This is a genomic window from Demequina ureilytica, assembly GCF_048553575.1.
Taxonomy (GTDB): Bacteria; Actinomycetota; Actinomycetes; order Actinomycetales; family Demequinaceae; genus Demequina.
In genome coordinates, this window is sequence record NZ_JBLZIE010000002.1 from 522907 (window position 1) to 543032 (window position 20126).

Sequence of the window (20126 nt, forward strand, 5' to 3'; positions counted from 1 at the left end):
CACGCCCCTCGCCCTTGTTCAGAGGCTCGCGCCCCTAGGTTTCCTGCTAGCCAGCCGTCCCGGCCGCGATGTCGCCAGCGATGATGCCTGCGCGAATGTCCTCGATTGCGCTGAGGGTCTCATCGTCGATGGTGCCCTCTGCGAACTCGGCCACGCCCACGCCCTCGTTCTCCAGCGTGCCTACGTAAGGCTCGTTGGTGAAGCCGTCGATCGAGGTTTCGATGGTGTCGAAAACAGCGTTCGAGATCTGCTTCAGCACCGACGTGAAGACGATGTCGGAGTACTCGGGAGCGGACTCGGTCCAGTCGGAGTCCACGCCGACCAGCCACGCGTCACCAGCGGACTGGATCGCGGAAGCCGCACCCAGGCCCACGGGACCCGCGACCGGCATGACGATGTCGGCGCCCTGGTCGAGGAAGCCCTGCGTGATGTTCTGACCCTGCGTCTGGTCCTCGAAGTCACCCGAGAACGAGCCCTCGGCGCCGTCCCAGCCGAGCACCGTGACGTCGCTGCCGGTCTGCTCGTTGTAGTAGTTGGCACCTGCGAGGTAGCCGTCCATGAAGATCGACACGGTGGGGATGTTCACGCCGCCGAAGGTGGCGATCGTGCCCGTCTCGGAGGCGGCTGCGGCCGCGTAGCCGGCGAGGAACGCCGCCTCGTCGGTCTCGAAGAACATCGGCTTGATGTTCTCGATGGGCTCCTCGTAGCCGAAGTCCACGATCGCGAAGTTCACGTCGGGGTTGGCGGCGGCGGCAGCGGCCGTCGCGTCGCCGAGCAGGAAGCCGACCGTGATGATCAGGTCGCAGCCAGCAGCAACCTGAGCGTCGAGGTTGGGTCCGAAGTCGCTCTCTGACGTCGACTCGGCCTCGGCGATCTCGATGCCGAGCTCTTCGCTCGCGCGGACCAGTCCGTTGTAAGCGGACTCGTTGAACGAGGCGTCGTCGAAGCCACCCTGGTCGGAGACCATGCAGGCCTTGTAGTCGACGGTCTCGGCGGGGGCCTCAGCGGAGGTCGTGGAGCCAGCGGTCTCGGACGAGGTGGGCTCGTCCTCGGGCGCGGATGCGCACGCGGCCAGGACGAGAGCCGAGGCAGCCGCAACGGCGCCGAAGCGGATCGTGTTCTTCATGTGTGAGTTCCTTGGGTCGTTCGTGCCTGTTTAGGTACGCCAGGCTGGTGCGTTGCCCTCTATGCTACGCACCAATTGTTTCGCAAACCGATGCGAAGTGTTGCGACACGACAACGAATCGGTATCGATAGCCGGAGCGACGCCGGGTTCGAGCGTGCCGCGTCAGCCCTGGAACGCGACGTCCTTCACCCGCTGCGCCGCCTCGCGCCGGGTCACGAGGATCGCGTCGTCTGTCTCCACCACCACCGCATCGGGTATCCCCACCACGGCGATGGGCTTGGAGCCGCCAACCAGCAACGTGCCTTCGGACCCCACCAACGACACAGCCTCGGAGCGGCCGATGCGGAGGGCGCCATCCTCCCCGGGTGTCAGCAGTTCGGCGAGGGTGGCGAAGTCACCCACGTCGTGCCAGCGGAACGGCCCGGGCACCATTGCGACGCCGCCCTCGGCGGCGACCGGCTCGGCGATTGCGTGATCGATCGCGATACGGGTGAGCGTGGGCCACACGCGGTCCAACACCTCGGCCCGCGAGGGGCCGTCCCACGCTGCGGCAATCTCGCGCACGCCGGACTCGAGCGTGGGCTGCAGCCGCGCGAGGTGCCCCAGCAGTACCGACGTGGACACCACGAACATGCCCGCGTTCCACGAGGACCCGCCCTCCGCGATGAACTGCGCGGCCGTGTCCGCATCTGGCTTCTCGGTGAAGGCGTCCACCGCGAAGGCTCCCGGCGCATCGGGTAGCGGGGCGCCGGCCCGCACGTAGCCGAACGCCGTGGACGGCTCCGTGGGCTCGATGCCGATGGTGACGAGCTTGCCCGTGCGCGCTGCTTCGACGGCCGTGCGCACCGTGGCACGAAACACATCCCCAGCGGGGATCACATGGTCCGCGGCGAACGAGCCCATGATGCGCTCGCCCTCGCGCTCCTCGATGAGCGCCGCCGCGAGCGCGATCGCCGCCATCGAGTCGCGGGGGCTCGGCTCGGCGAGGATGCGCTCGGCTGGCACGCCTGGAAGCTGCTCAGCGACCGCATCGGCGTGGCGCTGGCCCGTGACGATGTACACGGACTCGCTGAGCGGCGTCAGCCGCGCGACCGTGTCCTGGATCAGAGTCGACCCCGTGCCAAGCAGGTCGATGAGGAACTTGGGCCGCTCGGGCTTGGACAGCGGCCACAGCCGCGACCCCACCCCGCCGGCCGGGACCACGCAGACGAGGTCGGGAACGAGACTGTCCAGGCTGGCACCGAGCATCATGGTGACCACCTTAGAATGTCTGCACCGGACCATCGCCACTCAAAGGAGAAGCCGTGTCCCCCGCGCCCACTCTTTATCGCGGCCGAGAAGGCATGTGGATGTGGCTCGTGCACCGTACAACGGGTGTTGCGATCTTCTTCTTCCTGCTGATCCACGTGCTCGACACTTCGCTCGTGCGCGTCTCGCCCGAGGCCTACAACGAGGTCATCGGCGCCTACAAGACGCCCATCTACGGCCTCATCGAGGCCGGACTCGTGGCCGCGATCGTGCTGCACGCCTTCAATGGCCTGCGCATCATCGCCGTCGACCGCTGGACCTGGGCGCTGCGCCACCAGCGCATGCTCGTGTGGGTCGTGTGGGGCATCTTCGCCGTGATGATGGCGGCATTCCTGCCGCGCCACTTCGGCTTCGTGTTCGGGGGTGCGTGATGACTGCCCCGGAGCTCAAGGCGCCCAAGAAGCCCATGAACCGACGCACCGTCGGCAACGCGGAGAAGTGGGGCTGGATGTTCCAGCGCGTCTCCGGCGTGATCCTCATCGTGCTGATCTTCACCCACCTGTTCGTCAACCTGATGACCGGCGACGGCGTGAACCAGATCGACTTCGCGTTCGTGGCCGGCAAGTGGGCCTCGCCGCTGTGGCAGTGGTGGGACTTCACCATGCTGGTGCTCGCGATGGTGCACGGCACCAACGGCATGCGGATGATCGTCAACGACTACGCCCGCCGCCCGTTCCTGCGCCACATGCTGCAGTGGGCCCTCAACATCTCGATGGTGGTGATCATCGTGCTCGGTTCGCTCGTGATCTGGACCTTCGACGCCTGCCCCGTGGACGCCGCCGGCGAACTGCTGCCCGAAGTCCCGACCTTCTGTGAGGATGTCCGATGACCGACCACGAATACGACGTCGTGATCGTCGGCGCCGGTGGCGCCGGCATGCGCGCGGCTCTCGAGAGCTCGCAGCGCGCCCGCACTGCGGTGCTCACCAAGCTCTACCCCACGCGCTCCCACACCGGTGCGGCGCAGGGGGGCATGGCTGCGGCGCTCGCCAACGTCGAGGACGACAACGCCGAGTGGCACACGTTCGACACGATCAAGGGCGGCGACTACCTGGTCGACCAGGATGCCGCCGAGATCCTCTGCAACGAGGCCATCGACGCGGTCCTGGACCTCGAGAAGATGGGGCTGCCGTTCAACCGCACCACTGCGGGCACGGTCGACCAGCGCCGGTTCGGCGGCCACACTCGCAACCATGGCGAGGCCGCCGTTCGCCGCTCCTGCTACGCCGCGGACCGCACCGGCCACATGATCCTGCAGACGCTGTATCAACAGTGCATCAAGCAGGAGGTCGAGTTCTTCAACGAGTTCTACGTGCTGGACATGATCCTGGACGCCGACCCGCAGACCGCCGCAGACGGCGAAGAGGTCGCCGTGGCCGGGGTCGTGGCCTACGAGCTCTCGACCGGCGAGATCCACACCTTCCGCGCCAAGTCCGTGGTGTTCGCCACCGGCGGCGCGGGCAAGGTCTACAAGACCACCTCTAACGCACACACGCTCACCGGGGACGGCATGGGCATCGCGCTGCGCGCCGGGATTCCGCTGGAGGACATGGAGTTCTTCCAGTTCCATCCGACAGGTCTCGCGGGCCTGGGCATCCTGCTGTCCGAAGCGGCGCGCGGCGAGGGCGGAATCCTCCGCAATGCCGACGGCGAGCGCTTCATGGAGCGCTACGCGCCCACCATCAAGGACCTCGCGCCTCGCGACATGGTCGCGCGGGCGATGGCGAACGAGGTGCGCGAGGGTCGCGGGGCCGGGCCCAATAAGGACTACGTGCTGCTCGACCTCACCCACCTCGAGCCCAAGCACATCGACGAGAAGCTGCCGGATATCACCGAGTTCGCTCGCACCTACCTGGGCGTCGAGCCGTACACGGAGCCTGTGCCGGTGTTCCCCACCGCGCACTACGCGATGGGCGGCATCCCCACCAACGTCAACGCCGAGGTGCTGCGCAACAACAACGACGTCGTCAAGGGTCTGTACGCGGCCGGCGAGGTCGCGTGCGTGTCCGTCCACGGCGCCAACCGCCTGGGCACCAACTCCCTGCTGGACATCAACGTGTTCGGCAAGCGGGCCGGCATCGCCGCGGCCGAGTACGCGCTCACGGCGACGGCACCGGAGCTTCCGGCCGATGCGGCAGCACGGGTGACGGCGCTCGTCGCCCAGTTGCGCGAGACGGTGGGCGGCGACGGCACCGAGCGCGTGGCACAGATCCGCAAGGAGCTGCAGGAGACCATGGACATGAACGTCCAGGTGTTCCGTACCTCCGAGTCCCTCGCTGAGGCCAAGGAGCTCGTCCAGCAACTCAAGGAGCGCTACAAGTCGATCGCCATCCACGACCGCGGTCAGCGCTTCAACACCGACCTGCTGGAGGCCGTCGAGCTCGGCTTCCTGCTCGAGCTGGCCGAGGTCGTCATCGCGGGAGCGGACGGTCGCAAAGAGAGCCGCGGCGGCCATTACCGCGAGGACTTTCCCACCCGGGACGACGAGAACTACCTCCACCACACCATGGCGTACGCGCGTCCCGACGGGATCGACCTTCAGTGGAAGCCCGTCGTGATCACCAAGTACCAGCCGATGGAACGTAAGTACTGAGCCGGGAGGCGCACCGATGACTGCCACTGCCGAGAAGACCGAATCGACCCAGGAGGTCGGCGCCGTCCCCACGTTCACGGTCACGCTCAAGATCCTGCGCTACGACCCCGAGGGTATGGACGGCCGCGAGGCCGGCGCCGAGTACTGGGAGGAGTTCACGGTCGAGGCGCTCGGCACCGACCGCGTCCTTGACGCCCTGCACACCATCAAGTGGGATCAGGACGGCACGCTCGCCTTCCGTCGCTCGTGCGCGCACGGCGTGTGCGGCTCCGACGCGATGCGGATCAACGCCAAGAACCGGCTCGCGTGCAAGACGCTGCTCAAGGACTTGAACCCCTCGCGTCCCATCACCGTGGAGCCCATCAAGGGGCTGCCGGTTGAGAAGGACCTGATCGTGGACATGGAGCCGTTCTTCGCCTCCTACCGGGAAATCATGCCGTTCCTGATGACCACGGGGCCCACGCCGGAGCGCGAGCGCCTGCAGTCACCCGAGGAGCGCGAGCGGTTCGATGACACGACCAAGTGCATCATGTGCGCCGCCTGCACGACGGCGTGCCCGGTGTTCTGGACGGACGGTCAGTACTTTGGCCCGCAGGCCATCGTGGGTGCCCACCGGTTCATCTTCGACTCGCGCGACGAGGGCGAGTGGGACCGGCTCGAGGTGCTGAACGACAAGGCCGGCGTGTGGAAGTGCCGCACCGCGTTCAACTGCACCGAGGCGTGCCCGCGCGGCATCGAGGTCACCAAGGCCATCTCCGAGGTGAAGAAGGCGCTGACCTCAGGCGAGGTCTGACCCGCTACCAGGTCCGGCCCTCTTCGCACCAGGTCTGCAGGAAGGGCCGGCCGCGCTCGCCGCACGAGTCCCCGAACTCCTCGTACTCCGAGCCCAAGGGTGACTCCGAGTAGAGGTCGTCGCACGCAGTGTTGTCGCCGGCCGCGCAGTCATCCCAGAGCGCATCGAGCGCCGGGTCATCTCCGTACGCGCTGCCTTCGGCGTACTCGGAACCCGCCTGCTCTGACTCCGCCGCTGCGGAGTCGGCCTCGAACGCCGTCCACGCGATACCCCAGGTGAGCGCGGCTGTGACCGCGATGGTGACCAGGACCCCGAGCACCAGCCCGATGACCGCCATCCAGGTTCCCTTGCGCTGACCCGCCCCCGTGCGCCGCAGGCCCACCGCTCCCAGCGCGACCGCGACCGGCCCCATCCCCAGGATTCCGGTGACGAGCGCGGCGATCGAGACCCCGTCGGTGGACGTCGGTGAAGGCGACTGCGGGCCAGTCACCGGCGGCATCTGGCCGTATGGCGGCGGTGACGGGTTGCCGTATGGCGGCGGTGACGGGTTGCCGTACGGCACCGGCGGACTCGCAGGCGCTCCGGCGGAGAACCCGGGAGCGGGCTGCTGCGGCGCGGGCGCCTGAGGGCCTGGCGGCGCATAGCCGGCCTGCTCGGTCGAGGCGGCGTCCGGGCTCCACGCGTCGGGCTGCGAACTCGGTCGCTCAAATGGGTCGCGGGTAGTCACGGGACGTCCTCTCGTCGGTGCGCCGAGGGAGGGACAAGCCCTCGCGATGCGCTCTGAGAGGACGCTAGCGCATCTGCTCTAGCCGGGACGTACCGTCGACTTGCTCGTGGTGACGCCACTGCTCCGGCGCGGCTGCTCCTCAGGGGCGTCGGATTCGATTTCCGGGTCCACGCGCTGGACGTCACGGTTGGCGCCCAGCCACGCCGAGGTCAGCAGCAGGATACGCGCGATGAAGTCCACGAAGATCAGCAGCGACACGATCGCGATGGCCGAGCCGAGCACCGCGTTCTCACTCAGTGCGCCGACGACAAGGGAGAACGCCTGGCGCAGGATGCCGATCGCGACGGCGGCCGCAAACAGCGCCCATAGCAGGGGACCGCGCGGTCCCTTGTAGCGCCCGAGCACCACGATCGCGAGCGCGGCGAACGCCATGTCGAGCAGCACGCCAATAGCGATCGCTGGTCCCCGGATGATGCCCTCGGAGACCCACTCGACCGAGAACCATCCCGCCATCACCTCCGCGAACTGGGAGGCGATCACCTGCAGCACGAGTCCCAGCACCACGACGATGATGAGCGAGAACAGTGCGATGAAGTCCCGCAGCTTGCCCTGCGCGGGCGGGGCGGCTTCCTTGCCGAGCATGACACGCACGCCCACGCGCATGCCGCGCAGGTACCGGGTAGCGGTGTTGAACAGCACGAGAAAGCTCACGAGACCAACAACGCCAGAGATGCTCTGCGGCTCAAGTGTCGACGGGTTCACGAGGTCGTTGTCTCCCTCACCGACGATCCCCGGTACCGTCTCGTCGAGGAACGAGTAGAACCTCTCGTTCCACTCGGAGTTGCGGGTGATGAAGTAGCTCGCCAGGGTGACGCCGATCACCAGCGCGGCGGCGATGGAGGTGATCGAGAAGTACGCGATACCGCCAGCCAGGATCATTCCGTTGCCGTCGTTGACGCGCTCGAGCATGCGCCCGGCGTGAGTGTGGTCGAACCGCTCCTTCAACGATGCGGCGCGTTTGCCCGCCACCTTCGCCTTGACCAGCAGGCTCGCGTTCTTGGCCTCGAGCCGGTCCTGCTCTCGCCGGTAGACGGTCGTGTGCTGGAAGGCGGAGTCCGCCGCGTAACGGTGAGGATCGTTCGAGACCGGTGTGCTCGGGTCCTCACGTTCCGCCATCCGCCTACCTCCCGTGCATCGGGGCCAGCAGGCCCACCTTGTCGTACAGCCGCTCGAGGGTGGGGCGCGCGATGGCCGTGGCCCGCGCGGCGCCGTCCTCCAGTACTCCGTCCAACCTGTCGGGGGACTCGATCCATTCCATGGCGGAGTCGTGGAAGGGCGTGAGGAACTCGACCACGGCGTCCGCGAGATCGACCTTGAGGTGGCCGTACATCTTGCCCTCGTAGTCCGCGACGAGCTGCTCCACGCTGCGCCCGTCGATCGCCGAATAGATGGTCAGCAGGTTGGACACTCCCGGCTTGGCCTCGCGGTCAAAGGAGATCACGGAACCGGTATCGGTCACGGCTGACCTGATGTTCTTCGCTACTTTCTTGGGATCGTCGAGCACCTCGATCAGGCCCTTGGGGCTCGAGGCCGACTTGGACATCTTCTTGGTGGGCTCCTGGAGGTCGTAGATCTTCGCGGTCTCCTTGACGATGTGCGGCTCGGGGACCACCACTGTGCCCTCGCCGAAGCGCGTGTTGAGCCGCTGCGCGAGGTCGCGCGAGAGCTCAAGGTGCTGACGTTGGTCCTCGCCGACCGGCACCACGTTGGTGTCGTACAGCAGGATGTCCGCAGCCATCAGCACCGGGTAGGTGAACAGGCCGACGTTGGTCCCCGTCTCGCCCGCCTTCGCGGACTTGTCCTTGAACTGCGTCATGCGGCCGGCCTCGCCGAAGCCGGTGAACGTGCTCAGCAGCCACGCGAGCTCCGCGTGCTCCGGCACGTGGGACTGGACGAACACGAGCGACCGGGTCGGGTCGACGCCTGCCGCGAGGAACTGCGCGGCGGTGCGACGGGTACGCTCGCGCAGAGTCGCGGGCTCGGGCGCCACGGTGAGCGCGTGCAGGTCCACCACGCCGTAGATCGCGTCGTGGGTGTCCTGCAGCTTCACCCATTGCACCAATGCGCCCAGGTAGTTGCCGAGCTGCAGGGAGTCGGAGGTGGGCTGCATCGCCGAGAATACGCGGGGCTTCATGCGCCCATTGTTCCGCAAGTCCGCAGCCGCGCCGAACCCGGCCCCGGCATCGGCCGTATGCCCTGTGCCCAACGCCGGACCGTCTCGAACATCGTGCCCGCCGGCACGCCTGCGACTCCTACCGATTCCCACGCGCGCTCCAGCGTGTCGCCCTCAGATTGTTCCAGAGGGTCCGCAGCGAAGGCCAGAGGTATCAGGTGGCGTCAGCGTCGAACGGGGCCGGCTGGCCCGTCGCCTCCGGAGCGGACCGCACGGGCGCGGCGGTCGGTGCGGGCTCGTAGAGCGCCTCCCGCACGATGCGTCGTGGGTCGTACTGGCGGGGATCGAGCTTCTCCCAGTCGACGTCGTCGCCCACCTCCGCCTTGAGCTGCGCCCGTCCCTTGTCGACCGCTGCCCGCACGCCCAGCACCCACTCGCGCAGTTGCCGGGCGTACTCGGGCATACGTTCGGGCCCGACCACCACGATGGCGATCAGAATCAGGACAAGCAGCTCGCCGCCGTTGATGCCGAACATGCGTCCTAGTCTTCCGGCTCGGGCTCCTCTTCGCCAGTCTCGTACTCGACCGAGGAGCTCGAGTCGAGCGTGACGACGATCTCCTCCTCCGAGCCATCGCGCTGGACGGTGAGCGTCACGTCCTCGCCTACGGCCTTGGCGCGGATCTGCACCACGAGCTCGTCGACCTGGGTGATGGGCCTGCCGTCGATCGCCGTGATGACATCTCCCGGCTCGACTCCGGCGTTGGCCGCGGGTCCGCCCTCGACCACGCCGAACTCGTCGTCCACGACCTGGACTCCCTCACCGCTGTAGCGCTGGTCGAGCTGGACGCCGATCACGGGGTAGGTCGCGACCCCGGTCTCGATCAGTTGCTCGGCGGTGCGCTGCGCCTGATTGGACGGGATCGCGAAGCCGAGGCCCACAGAGCCTGACGTGCCGCCGGTGCTCGGCAGCGCGGCGATCGCGGAGTTGATGCCGATGACCTCGCCCTGCGAGTTCAGCAGCGGTCCGCCGGAGTTGCCGGGGTTGATCGCGGCATCGGTCTGGATCGCGTCGATGAACGCGGTGCTGTCCGCGTCGCCCGCCGTGACGGGACGGTGCACTGCGGACACGATGCCTGTCGTCACGGTGCCCTCGAGGCCCAGCGGGGAGCCGACGGCGATGGTCGAGTCACCCACGAGCACCTCCGAGGAGTCGGCGAACACCATCGGCGTCATGTTGTCGGCGTCCACCTCGAGAACCGCGAGGTCATAGTCCGCCGTGGCGCCCACGATCTCGGCGTCGAGCTCGGAACCGTCGGACAGGATGACATTGATCGACTCGGCGCCTTCGACCACGTGGTTGTTCGTGAGGATGTAGCCGTCCTCCCTGATCACCAGGCCGGAACCGGAGCCCGCGCCGGCGCCGCCTGCGCTGACCTCGATCGAGACGACGGACGGCATGACGGATGCGGCGACGGCCGCGACGGAGTCTGCGGGCCGCTCGACGGTCTCGCCAGAGGACAACTGCATCGAGGGGGTGGACGTGCCCCACTCGTCATAGGCCCACGCGCCGCCGAACCCCGCGCCGGCGCCGATCACGAGTGCGCCGACGACCACGCCAGCGACCGTGCGCTTGCGAAGACGGCCTACCGGCGGCTTGGGCAGAGCGGCGGCCGGAGGCGGCGTGTCGCCGCTGCCATCGTGCGCGGGCTCCGACGTGTACATCACGCCGTCCGCGCCAGGCGCATACGGCGACCGGTCGGCCGATGCGGGCGCGGGGGCGTCGCCGGAGTCGGCCTGCGCGGAGGGCGACTCGGGCGGCGAGGTCGAGGAGTCGGCGGAGGTGTCGTCGGGCCGTGGCGCGCTCCCGTACGAAGGTGCCGCCTGGTCATCGGCGGGTGCGGAACCCTCACCCTCGCTGCTCGAGCCGGGGGGTGCGAAACGGTTGTCAGTCATCGAAACTCTCTCATCTGTCTAGTGACGCGAAGGCGGTGAACTCTCGCAGCCCGTCGGCCACGCGGTCGACGAAGCCAGGATCCCCCTGAGCGGGGAAGCATGCCGCGACGGCCTCAAGCGTGGACAGCGCGCAGGAGCACGTCGCGGAGATCACGACGTCCCCGGTCTGCCACACCAGCTGGCGTGGATCGTCGCTCACGATGTAGGCCATCGTGTGGCCAAGGTCCAGGGAGTCGAATTGCTCAGCGAACGCGGACGACAACCGCCCGTGCTGCTCGGTGATGACCACAGGCTCGAGGTCCGCGAGGATCGTCGCCACGAACACGAGCTCACCACCGGGAGTGCGCATCACCGCTCCCTCGACCGGGGTCAGGCCGGTGGCCTCCCAGTCGGGGTGAACCCAGGATCGCAGGGCGTCTCCGCCGCGCATGGTCTGCGCCGCGACGTAGGTGACGTCCCCACCAGCAGACCCTGCTTGGACAGCCGGCCCGGTGCCCTCTGCGAACTCGAGGGAGACCTCGTCGGGTGCGCCCGCGAGGTACGCCGCTCCGACCCCTGCCGTCACGGCGACGATCATGATCATGGCGGCGAGCATCGGCTGCCGGTGGCGGCCGCTCGCGGCGCGTGCCTGATGACGCGACTCACCCTTGGCGATCTCCGCCATGCGGTCGCGGTCGAGCAACTGTTGCGCGAAGGACATGTCGATGCCGGCCGACGCCGTCTTGAGCGCGTCCCGAGCCTCGCGCAGGTCGTTCCACCGCATGCGGCAGTCGGGGCAGTGCTCGAGGTGGCTCATCGCCTGCGCCGAGCGCGCGGAACTCAGCCGGTTGTCGAGGAGATCGTGGAGGTCGTCGCCGAGGTGCTGATCACTCACACGCCACCTCGCACCGGCGCGCGGTGAGCCAAAGACTCACGGAGCTTCGCACGGGCGCGAGACAGTCGGGAGCGGACAGTACCCATCTTGATGCCGAGTGTGGCGGCGATCTCCTCGTATGACAGCCCCTCGATGTCGCTCAGCACCACGGCGGCCCGGTATTCGGGCTGCAGGTCGGCAAGCGCGGCGACGATGTCGTCGCCGAGGTGGGACATGTCGAACGCGTCCTCCGGCTGGCCCGAGCGCTCGTGGCGGTCGAAGCTGCGAGAGGTGGGGACGGAGACATCGTCATCAGCCATGAAGTCGAACCGAATGCGCTTCTTGCGACGCATGCGGTCCAGGAAGAGGTTCGTGGTGATGCGGTGCAGCCAGCCCTCGAACGTGCCCGGCTTGAACTGCGACAGCGAGTTGAACACGCGGATAAACACATCCTGCGTGAGGTCCTCGGCGTCGTGCTGGTTGCCGGTGAGGTGATAGGCCAGCCGGTAGACCCGGCCAGAGTGCTCCTCGACAATGCGCTCCCACGTGAGTTCGGGGTTCGCCGTCTCGGGCGCGAAAGGGGTCGCCACAGTCGCAGCATGCGTGTCTTGCTTCTCGTGCGACATCAACTCACCCACTTTCACGGTCTGGCAACGGATACATGTACTCCTATGTTCCCACGGATGCGCCCGCGAGGCATCGGCGCGGGCCCCGATGTGACGGATACCATGCCCTCAGGAGGCGATACATGACTACGGATGCCGCGAACTGGGCTTATTGCGAGGACTTCGTCCCCGAGGACGCCGTCCTGCTGGAGGCCCGCGACACGGCAGACCAGTTGGGCTGCGTGCCGGTGCACCCCGGTGCGGGCCGTGTGCTGCAACTGCTGGCACGAATCTCTGGGGCGCGATCCGTCGTCGAGATCGGCACCGGCGCAGGAGTCTCCACCACCTACATCCTGCGCGGCATGGGTGACGCCGGCGTGGTCACCACCATCGACGTCGAGCCCGAGCACCACAAGGCCGCGCGCCGCACCCTCGCTGCCGGCGGGTTCGTCCCCACACGCGCACGCCTGATCACGGGGCGCGCGCTGGACGTGCTCCCGCGCCTGACGGACGCCGGTTACGACATGGTGCTGATCGATGCCCGGAAGGTCGAGTACCCCCAGTACCTCGAGCAGTCGCTGCGGCTGCTGAAGGTTGGCGGGGTACTGGCGATCGACAACTCGCTGTGGCACGGTCGCGTCCCGGACCCCGCTCAGCGGGACGAGGAGACGACGGCGGTGCGCCAGACCCTCAAGATGGTCCGTCAGGACGAGTCACTCGAGCCGATGCTGCTGCCGAGCGGCGATGGTCTGCTGATCGCGGTCAAGCACTCCGCGTGAGCGGTGGTGCGAGTCGCGTAGCGGCGCGGGTCGAGCGCGAGTAGCGCTAGTCCTGCGGAACGGGGAGCGCGCCAGCCAGTGCGTCGCGCAGCTGTGCGACCTCGTCGGCGTTGATCTCGACAACGAGACGACCGCCACCCTCGAGTGGCACGCGCATGACATAGCCGCGGCCTTCCTTCACGACCTCCATGGGGCCGTCGCCGGTACGGGGCTTCATCGCAGCCATATGTGATTCTCCTCGGGGATCTCGCGCCAACCGCGGGCTCCGCGGTACCGGGAACCATTCTACGCCGACGCGGGGGTACCCCTCAAACCACCTCCGAGGTCCCCCGCCGTGAGCCTCGGCAGCGCTACATCCCCTCGGCGGGCTGTCCCTCGATGGGCTCCTCAGGCCCGGTGCCCTCTCCGCGCGCGTGATCGACGACGATGCTGACCGCCTCCTCGATATCGTCCGTGACGTGGAGCAGGTCCAGGTCCGTCGCCGAGATCTTGCCGTCGGCGACCGCCGTGTCTCGCAGCCATGCGAGGAGGCCATCCCAGTACGCGTGTCCGACCAGCACCAGCGGAAACCGTGTGACGGTGCGGGTCTGGACCAAGGTGAGCGACTCGAAGAGCTCGTCGAGCGTTCCGAATCCCCCCGGCATGACGATGAACCCCTGTGCGTACTTCACGAACATTGTCTTGCGCGCGAAGAAGTACCGGAAGTTGATTCCGAGGTTCACGAACTCGTTGACGCCCTGTTCGAAAGGCAGCTCGATGCCGAGGCCGACGGACACTCCCCCGGCCTCGTGAGCGCCCTTGTTCGCAGCCTCCATCACGCCGGGGCCGCCGCCCGTGATGACCGCGAAGCCCTCCTCGACGAGCCGGCGACCCGCGGTCTCTCCCTGCGCGTAGTCGGTCGAGTCCGACTTGGAGCGGGCAGAACCGAACACCGAGATCGCCGGGCCGAGCTCCGCGAGCGCGCCGAATCCTTCGACGAACTCGGACTGGATGCGCATCACTCGCCATGGGTCGTCGTGCAGCCAGTCGGGCGGATCCTGCTCGTTCAGCAGCCTGCTGGAGGTGGAGGACTTCGGCACGTTGCGGCCGCGCAGAATGACGGGACCCTTGTGGTATTCGGCCTTCATGGAGCCTCTCCTTGAGTCTGTGGAGTCGTGCATGCGGTGATGTGCAGGACGGTCAGGACAGCCACGCCTCCAGGCCGGCGCGGCACGCATGGATGTCGCTCACGGGACACTGTTCCTGGTCCGCGTGCGCGAGTTCGGGATCACCCGGCCCGTAGTTGACCGCAGGGATGCCGAGAGCGCCGAACCTGGCGACATCGGTCCAGCCCTCCTTCGCTCGGGGCGCGCCCGCGCCCGTCCCCGCGACCGCATCGGCGAACGAAAGCGCCAGCGGCGCGTCCAGCCCCGGCCTGCACGCGGCGGCCAGGTCCGTCCACTCGAGCGTCCAACCGTCCACACCGGCCGATGCGACCAAGGCTTCGACGTGTGCCTGCGCCTGGGCAAGGGTCTTGTCGGGCGCGAAGCGGTAGTTGACCGTCACGGTGCTCGCGTCGGGGATTACGTTGCCGGCGATGCCGCCCCGGACACCCACGGCATTGAGGCCTTCGCGGTACGTGAGCCCGTCCACCTCGACGCTTGCGGGCTCGTAGACTGCCAGCGCGGCGAGCAGGGGCGCGGTGCGGTGAATCGCGTTGACGCCCTTCCATGCGCGAGCGCTGTGCGCCGCGACACCCGGGACGGTGACGTCGGCGCGCAGCGTGCCGTTGCAGCCGCCCTCGATCGCCGCCGAGGTCGGCTCGCACAGGACGGCGAAGTCCGCCTCCAACAGCCGCGGGTGGCGCCGGGACAGCCGCCCCAGGCCATTCTTGGTCTCCTCGACCTCTTCATGGTCGTAGAGCACCCAGGTGACGTCACGCGTGGGCCGCTCGAGCGCCGCGGCGAGCGACAGCATGACCGCCACGCCCGCCTTCATGTCGACCGATCCGCGCCCCCACAGCGTCGCGCCGTCGTCGCGCCACTGGGCGGGGACGTTGTCCTTGATCGGCACCGTGTCGAGGTGGCCGGCGATGAGCACGCGCTCGGCCGCGCCGGTCTCGGTGCGCGCGATCAGCGCGTCGCCGTCGCGCGTGACCGTGAGGTGCGGCAGCGCGCCCAGCGCCGCCTCCACAGCATCGGCGATGGCATGCTCTCCGCCGCTCACGGACGGGATGTCGATGAGCAGGCGCGCGAGCTCCTCGACGGGCGCGGACAGGTCAAGGACAGGCATGCGGCCAGCCTATCCGGCACCGTGCCGAGACCTTCCGACCCGCCGATGCGCCCCGCTCCCGTCCACTGCGCCCTGGAGGCACATGAGCGTCGGGTCTGGCTGGAATCCGACACCCATGTCCCTCCAGGGCGTGGATGGGGCGGAAGGCGGGGCGCTCGGGCGGGGACCTCGGCCCTCTCAACTACCCTGGACACATGACTCGCCCCGCATACGGATTCGGACTGGCCACCATCAACGCGAGCGGAACCGTGCTCGACACGTGGTTCCCCGCCCCCGCCCTCGGAGACGCCCCCGAGGGCGCATCGGCCCCCCAGGCGCTCCTCGACGCCGCGCGTGAGGATGCGCTGCGGGACGTCGCCGTTCGCGCGGTGAGTGCCGAGATCGACCTCGATGTTCCCCCCGCCAGCGTGACTGACGCGTATCTGCGCCTGCACCTGCTGTCCCACCGCCTGGTACAGCCTCACGGCGTGAACCTCGACGGGCTGTTCGGTGTGCTGAACAACGTCGTGTGGACCTCCGCCGGCCCGTGCGCGGTCGAGGGCTTCGAGGACGTGAGGCTGAGATTCCGGGCCGCCGGACAGACGCTCACTGTCTACGGCGTCGACAAGTTCCCCCGCATGGTCGACTACGTGGTTCCCAGCGGTGTGCGAATCGCCGACGCCGACCGGGTCCGCCTGGGCGCACATCTCGCCGAGGGCACCACCGTCATGCACGAGGGGTTCGTGAACTTCAACGCGGGCACGCTCGGGCACTCCATGGTCGAGGGCCGCATCTCCGCAGGCGTCACCGTGGGCGACGGCTCGGACGTGGGCGGCGGCGCCTCGATCATGGGCACGCTGTCAGGGGGCGGCAAGGAGGTCATCGCGATCGGCGAGCGCTCGTTGCTCGGCGCCAACTCGGGCCTGGGCATCCCGCTCGGCGACGACTGCATCGTCGAGGCCGGCCTCTACGTGACGGCCGGGTCCAAGGTGCTGCTCGTCGGCCAGACCACCGATGCGGGCCAGCCACGCCTGGTCAAGGCCCGCGAGCTTGCGGGCACCAACGGCCTGCTGTTCCGCCGCAACTCCGTGACCGGCGCCATCGAGGTGGTGGCACGTCAGGGCGAAGGGGTCACGCTGAACGCGGCGCTCCACGCGAACTGACGTGGCGCAGCAGGGGCGTGGCGGGCGTATCGCCGCGCTCGCGGTGCTGGTGGCCGCGAGTGGGGCCGCGATCGTGCTCGGCCCCGGACTGTGGGATCGGTACGGCGACGAGGTCTTCCCGTCCGGCCAGTGCACCGTCACGCTCGGGGAGCGCACCGACACGAAGACCGCGGAGCAGGCGAACAACATCGCGATCATCGTCGCCGGCTCCATCCGGCACGGCCTGCCGGCGCGCGCCGCGACCATAGGCGTCGCGACCGCGATCCAGGAGTCCTCCCTGCGCAACATCGACTACGGGGACCGCGACTCGGTAGGGCTGTTCCAGCAGCGTCCGTCGCAAGGGTGGGGATCCGTGGAGGAGATCCTCGACCCGTACTACGCGACGGACCGGTTCTACGGGGCCCTTCGGGCGATCTCGGGCTGGCGTGAGCTGGACGTCACGGTGGCCGCGCAGGCGGTGCAGCGCTCCGGCTTCCCGGACGCATACGCGGACCACGAGGAGGAGGGGCGGCTGTGGGCCTCAGCCCTCACCGGCCATGGAGGCGAAGTCGCCTGCGACCTGGGCGGTGCGGAGGCGACCACCGCGCGGGCCTTCACCGACCGCGTCGCGGCCGACTTTGGGACCGCCGTGTCGCTGCAGGTGGGCGACGTCAACGCCGGCTCCACCGTGCTGACAGCACCCGCGGCCTCCGCGACCATGGCGGACGCTTTCCGGCACTGGTCAGTAGCGGTCGCAGCCGTCGAAGGCGTCACCGCCGCGGTGAACGACGATCAGGGGTGGCTGCGCGACGACGATGTGGACCTGCCGTCGGGTACGGAGACGCGCGTCGCGATCCGCACCGACTGAACAAGACGTTCCTGCAGGACGAGCGCTGACGGCGAACCGTGCACAGAACCTTCCTACAGGCGCGTGGGAAGGGAGCGGGTCAGCGCTGATCCATCGGGGCGTAGTCGCGAGCGACCTCACCCGTGTAGATCTGGCGCGGGCGGCCGATCTTGGTGCGCGGGTCTTCCATCATCTCGCGGTAGTGCGCGATCCAGCCCGGCATGCGCCCCAGCGCGAACAGCGGCGTGAACATCTGACGAGGGAAGCCCATCGCCGAGTACAGCAGCCCCGTATAGAAGTCCACGTTCGGGTATAGCTTGCGCTCGATGAAGTACTCGTCCGACAGCGCGATCTCTTCGAGACGCTGCGCCATCTGGAAGGTCTCGTCGTTGCCGCCGAGCTCCGCGAGCACGGTGTTCGCGACGTCCTTCACGACGGCACCGCGCGGGTCGTAGGACTTGTACACACGGTGGCCGAAGCCCATGAGACGCGCGCCCTCGGCCTTGTCCTTGACCTTCGCCACGAACTGCTCGACGGTGTCGCCGGACTCCTTGATGTTGTCGAACATCCCGAGCGCGGCCTCATTGGCGCCGCCATGAAGCGGTCCGGACAGTGCGCCGATGCCCGCGGAGATCGAGGCATAGATGTTGGCCTGCGACGACCCGACGATGCGTACCGTCGAGGTCGAGCAGTTCTGCTCGTGATCCGCGTGGAGGATGAGCAGCAGGTCGAGCGCGCGGCGGATCGTCGGGTCGATGTCGAGAGAGCCGTCCGTGCCCGAGAACGCGATGCGCATGAACTCGTCGACGTAGGTGCCGTCGCGCGAGGGCTCGATCAGGTCGCCGCCGGTGAAGCGGCGCTGCAGGTAGGCGATCACGGTGGCAGTCTTCGCGAGCAGCTGGACGGTCGCGAGCTCGATCTCGTGCTCCCCGCGCCCCACGGACTCCGGGTAGAACGTCGACAGCGCGCTGGTCGCGCCCGAGAGCACCGCCATCGGGTGCGCGTCACGCGGGAAAGCCTCGAGGAACGCCTTGATACCCGAGTGCACGTGCATGTGCCGGGCGACGCGCTCATTCAGTGCGGTGAGCTGGTCCGCCGTCGGGAGCTCGCCGTGGATGAGGAGGTACGACACCTCGAGGAAGGTCGAGTTCTGCGCGAGCTGCTCGATCGGGTACCCGCGGTAGCGCAGGATGCCCTGGTCTCCGTCGATGTACGTGATCGAGCTCTCGCAAGACGCGGTGTTCATGAACCCCGGATCGACCGTGACCAGACCGGTGTCGCTCAGGAGTGTCGCCACCGACACTCCGTCATTGCCTACCGTGGAACGCTCGAGCGGCAGCTCGCGCGTGGTGCCATCGACCGTAAGTCGGGCATCGACCGCTCGTGTCATACCTAGGGACCTCCCGTGCGCCGCAGCGCCATTGTGCGTTCGCTTTACAGCGAGTTTACCTGTCTTTTGAAAGCCGGTCGGCCCCGGCCCGCACACGTTCATTCGTTGCCGTCAGGGCGATTCGCACGTGGCGATCTCCTGCAGCACCGTAGAAGGAGCCCGGCGCGGCGACGATGCCGCGTTCCGCGAGCCACTCTATGGTCTTCCAGCAGTCCTCGTCACGCGAGGCCCACAGATACAGCCCCGCGGCCGAGCCTGAGACCTCGAATCCGGCCTTCCGGACTGCGGGAAGCAGGAGCTCGCGGCGGTTGCGATAGATGTCCCGCTGCGTCGCCACGTGGGAGTCGTCCGCGAGCGCCACCGTCATCGCCGCCTGCACGGGCGCGGGGACGATCATCCCTGCGTGCTTGCGCGTCTCCACCAGTTCCGCGATCAGCGCCGGATCCCCTGCCGCGAACGCGGCGCGGTAGCCTGCGAGCGAGCTCTGCTTCGACAGCGAATACAGCGCCAGCAGCCCCGTGTGATCACCGCCGCACACCTCTGGGTCGAGCACCGACGGCACGCCGTCCTGCACCCAGGGATCGGTCCACGGCAGCGCCGCGTAGCACTCGTCCGAGGCCACCACCGCGCCGATGCGCCGCGCGGCCTCCACGATGTCGCGCAGCTCGTCGCGAGACAGCACCGCGCCCGTCGGATTGGACGGCGAATTGATCCACACCAGCTTGACGTCGTCGCGCTCCGCCCAGTCCCCCACCGCGTCGGTCGCGACGGCCGATGCGCCCGCGAGGGTCGCGCCCACCGCGTAGGTGGGGTAGGCGGCGGCCGGGTGCACGACCACGTCGCCAGTCGACAGGCCCAGCAGCGCGGGCAGCCAGGCGACGAGTTCCTTCGAGCCCACCGTCGGCAGCACCGCAGCCGGATCGAGACCGGCCACACCCCGCGTGCGCGCGAACCAGTCGACGACCGCGCCACGCAACTCGAGCGTGCCGTGCGTGGTGGGATACCCGGGTGCATTGGCGGCGCCCGCCAGCGCGCGCTGGATCAGCGCGGGCGTGGGGTCGACCGGGGTGCCGACCGACAGGTCGACGACCCCGTCAGGGTGCTCTAGTGCGCGCTCGCGAAAGGGAGCGAGGGAGTCCCACGGAAAGTCCGGGAGCGCGCCCGGATGGAGGCCCATGGCTGGCCCGCGAGCCTTCTACGCCTGGGGCGGGAGCGACTTGATGAGGTCGTGGTCGTGCTCGATGAGACCCATCTTCGCGGCACCGCCGGGAGAGCCGATCTCGGAGAAGAACTCGACGTTGGCGTTGTAGTAGTCCGCCCACTTGTCGGGAGTGTCATCCTCGTAGTAGATCGCCTCGACGGGGCAGACGGGCTCGCACGCCCCACAGTCCACGCACTCGTCGGGGTGGATGTAGAGCATTCGTTCGCCCTCGTAGATGCAGTCGACCGGACACTCGTCGATGCAAGCCTTGTCCTTGACATCGACACAAGGCAATGCGATGACGTACGTCACGTGCGTCTCCTCCACTCGAGGTTGTTACGGGCAGTTCATCATAACGTCGCGAGCGCCTGCCGACGTCACACCACG

22 protein-coding genes are annotated in these 20126 nt (G+C 68.3%); 7 read left to right on the forward strand and 15 right to left on the reverse strand.

Translation table 11 applies throughout. The features are described 5' to 3' along the window. Positions 1 to 46: 46 nt before the first annotated feature. Positions 47 to 1126, reverse strand: coding sequence for a BMP family lipoprotein (locus ACNI3K_RS09165; RefSeq protein WP_419391575.1), 1080 nt, complete (start codon positions 1124 to 1126; stop codon positions 47 to 49). A 162-nt stretch (positions 1127 to 1288) separates the two neighbouring features. Then, positions 1289 to 2377 (reverse strand): mannose-1-phosphate guanylyltransferase, encoded by a 1089-nt coding sequence (locus ACNI3K_RS09170; protein ID WP_419391576.1) that lies wholly within the window; start codon positions 2375 to 2377, stop codon positions 1289 to 1291. A gap of 53 nt (positions 2378 to 2430) precedes the next feature. Here ACNI3K_RS09170 and sdhC point away from each other — a divergent pair, with 53 nt between their 5' ends. The 4 genes from sdhC to ACNI3K_RS09190 are packed head-to-tail and all read left to right on the forward strand — an operon-like array spanning position 2431 to position 5819. Next, positions 2431 to 2805, forward strand: coding sequence for a succinate dehydrogenase, cytochrome b556 subunit (sdhC, locus tag ACNI3K_RS09175; RefSeq protein ID WP_419391577.1), 375 nt, complete (start codon positions 2431 to 2433; stop codon positions 2803 to 2805). Then, positions 2805 to 3263 carry a succinate dehydrogenase, hydrophobic membrane anchor protein gene (gene sdhD / locus ACNI3K_RS09180; RefSeq protein ID WP_419391578.1) on the forward strand — a complete coding sequence of 153 codons (459 nt, stop codon included), beginning with the start codon at positions 2805 to 2807 and terminating at the stop codon, positions 3261 to 3263. Before sdhC ends, sdhD begins: the two co-directional genes overlap by 1 nt. Then, the gene (gene sdhA / locus ACNI3K_RS09185) at positions 3260 to 5026 is read left to right on the forward strand and encodes a succinate dehydrogenase flavoprotein subunit (protein ID WP_419391579.1); all 1767 of its coding nucleotides are present in this window, start codon (positions 3260 to 3262) and stop codon (positions 5024 to 5026) included. Before sdhD ends, sdhA begins: the two co-directional genes overlap by 4 nt. Before the next feature lie 16 nt (positions 5027 to 5042). Next, positions 5043 to 5819: a succinate dehydrogenase iron-sulfur subunit gene (locus ACNI3K_RS09190; RefSeq protein ID WP_419391580.1), complete on the forward strand. Its 777-nt coding sequence runs from the start codon at positions 5043 to 5045 to the stop codon at positions 5817 to 5819. A 4-nt stretch (positions 5820 to 5823) separates the two neighbouring features. On the opposite strand, the gene ACNI3K_RS09195 is transcribed toward ACNI3K_RS09190, so the two are convergent. The 7 genes from ACNI3K_RS09195 to sigE form a co-directional block, all read right to left on the reverse strand. Then, positions 5824 to 6546 (reverse strand): DUF4190 domain-containing protein, encoded by a 723-nt coding sequence (locus ACNI3K_RS09195; RefSeq protein ID WP_419391581.1) that lies wholly within the window; start codon positions 6544 to 6546, stop codon positions 5824 to 5826. Positions 6547 to 6624: 78 nt separating this feature from the next. Continuing rightward, the gene (locus ACNI3K_RS09200) at positions 6625 to 7722 is read right to left on the reverse strand and encodes a YihY/virulence factor BrkB family protein (protein WP_419391582.1); all 1098 of its coding nucleotides are present in this window, start codon (positions 7720 to 7722) and stop codon (positions 6625 to 6627) included. A 4-nt stretch (positions 7723 to 7726) separates the two neighbouring features. After that, positions 7727 to 8740, reverse strand: a complete 1014-nt coding sequence (gene trpS, locus ACNI3K_RS09205) for a tryptophan--tRNA ligase (RefSeq protein ID WP_419391583.1) — start codon at positions 8738 to 8740, stop codon at positions 7727 to 7729. Positions 8741 to 8933: 193 nt separating this feature from the next. Continuing rightward, entirely contained in the window at positions 8934 to 9254 is a 321-nt protein-coding gene (locus tag ACNI3K_RS09210; protein WP_419391584.1) for a twin-arginine translocase TatA/TatE family subunit, read from the reverse strand. Between the two features lie 5 nt (positions 9255 to 9259). After that, positions 9260 to 10672, reverse strand: a complete 1413-nt coding sequence (locus tag ACNI3K_RS09215) for a S1C family serine protease (protein WP_419391585.1) — start codon at positions 10670 to 10672, stop codon at positions 9260 to 9262. Between the two features lie 10 nt (positions 10673 to 10682). Next, positions 10683 to 11546: an anti-sigma factor gene (locus ACNI3K_RS09220; protein WP_419391586.1), complete on the reverse strand. Its 864-nt coding sequence runs from the start codon at positions 11544 to 11546 to the stop codon at positions 10683 to 10685. Continuing rightward, complete coding sequence (sigE, locus tag ACNI3K_RS09225; protein ID WP_419391639.1) at positions 11543 to 12151, reverse strand: RNA polymerase sigma factor SigE; 609 nt, start codon at positions 12149 to 12151, stop codon at positions 11543 to 11545. The genes ACNI3K_RS09220 and sigE overlap by 4 nt, the downstream gene beginning before the upstream one ends. Positions 12152 to 12273: 122 nt before the next feature. On the opposite strand from sigE, the gene ACNI3K_RS09230 reads away from it, so the two are divergent. Further along, a complete protein-coding gene (locus tag ACNI3K_RS09230) occupies positions 12274 to 12909 on the forward strand; it encodes an O-methyltransferase (protein WP_419391587.1) in 636 nt (211 codons plus the stop codon). A gap of 46 nt (positions 12910 to 12955) precedes the next feature. Here the strand turns inward: ACNI3K_RS09230 and ACNI3K_RS09235 are convergent, their stop codons facing one another. From ACNI3K_RS09235 to dapE, 3 genes are all read right to left on the reverse strand, one after another. Next, the gene (locus ACNI3K_RS09235; protein ID WP_062135903.1) at positions 12956 to 13135 is read right to left on the reverse strand and encodes a DUF3117 domain-containing protein; all 180 of its coding nucleotides are present in this window, start codon (positions 13133 to 13135) and stop codon (positions 12956 to 12958) included. Between the two features lie 124 nt (positions 13136 to 13259). Beyond that, positions 13260 to 14036 carry an LOG family protein gene (locus tag ACNI3K_RS09240; RefSeq protein WP_419391588.1) on the reverse strand — a complete coding sequence of 259 codons (777 nt, stop codon included), beginning with the start codon at positions 14034 to 14036 and terminating at the stop codon, positions 13260 to 13262. 52 nt (positions 14037 to 14088) lie between these two features. Next, entirely contained in the window at positions 14089 to 15180 is a 1092-nt protein-coding gene (gene dapE / locus ACNI3K_RS09245; RefSeq protein WP_419391589.1) for a succinyl-diaminopimelate desuccinylase, read from the reverse strand. A 194-nt stretch (positions 15181 to 15374) separates the two neighbouring features. Here dapE and dapD point away from each other — a divergent pair, with 194 nt between their 5' ends. Next, positions 15375 to 16322 (forward strand): 2,3,4,5-tetrahydropyridine-2,6-dicarboxylate N-succinyltransferase, encoded by a 948-nt coding sequence (dapD, locus tag ACNI3K_RS09250; RefSeq protein WP_419391590.1) that lies wholly within the window; start codon positions 15375 to 15377, stop codon positions 16320 to 16322. 1 nt (position 16323) lies between these two features. Next, positions 16324 to 17169, forward strand: coding sequence for a hypothetical protein (locus tag ACNI3K_RS09255; protein ID WP_419391591.1), 846 nt, complete (start codon positions 16324 to 16326; stop codon positions 17167 to 17169). Positions 17170 to 17248: 79 nt separating this feature from the next. On the opposite strand, the gene ACNI3K_RS09260 is transcribed toward ACNI3K_RS09255, so the two are convergent. From ACNI3K_RS09260 to fdxA, 3 genes are read right to left on the reverse strand one after another with little or no spacing between them, the layout of a single operon-like run. Continuing rightward, positions 17249 to 18538, reverse strand: coding sequence for a citrate synthase (locus tag ACNI3K_RS09260; protein WP_419391592.1), 1290 nt, complete (start codon positions 18536 to 18538; stop codon positions 17249 to 17251). Between the two features lie 55 nt (positions 18539 to 18593). Next, complete coding sequence (gene dapC / locus ACNI3K_RS09265) at positions 18594 to 19715, reverse strand: succinyldiaminopimelate transaminase (RefSeq protein WP_419391593.1); 1122 nt, start codon at positions 19713 to 19715, stop codon at positions 18594 to 18596. A gap of 18 nt (positions 19716 to 19733) precedes the next feature. Further along, positions 19734 to 20051, reverse strand: a complete 318-nt coding sequence (gene fdxA, locus ACNI3K_RS09270; protein WP_062135924.1) for a ferredoxin — start codon at positions 20049 to 20051, stop codon at positions 19734 to 19736. Between the last annotated feature and the right edge of the window lie 75 nt (positions 20052 to 20126).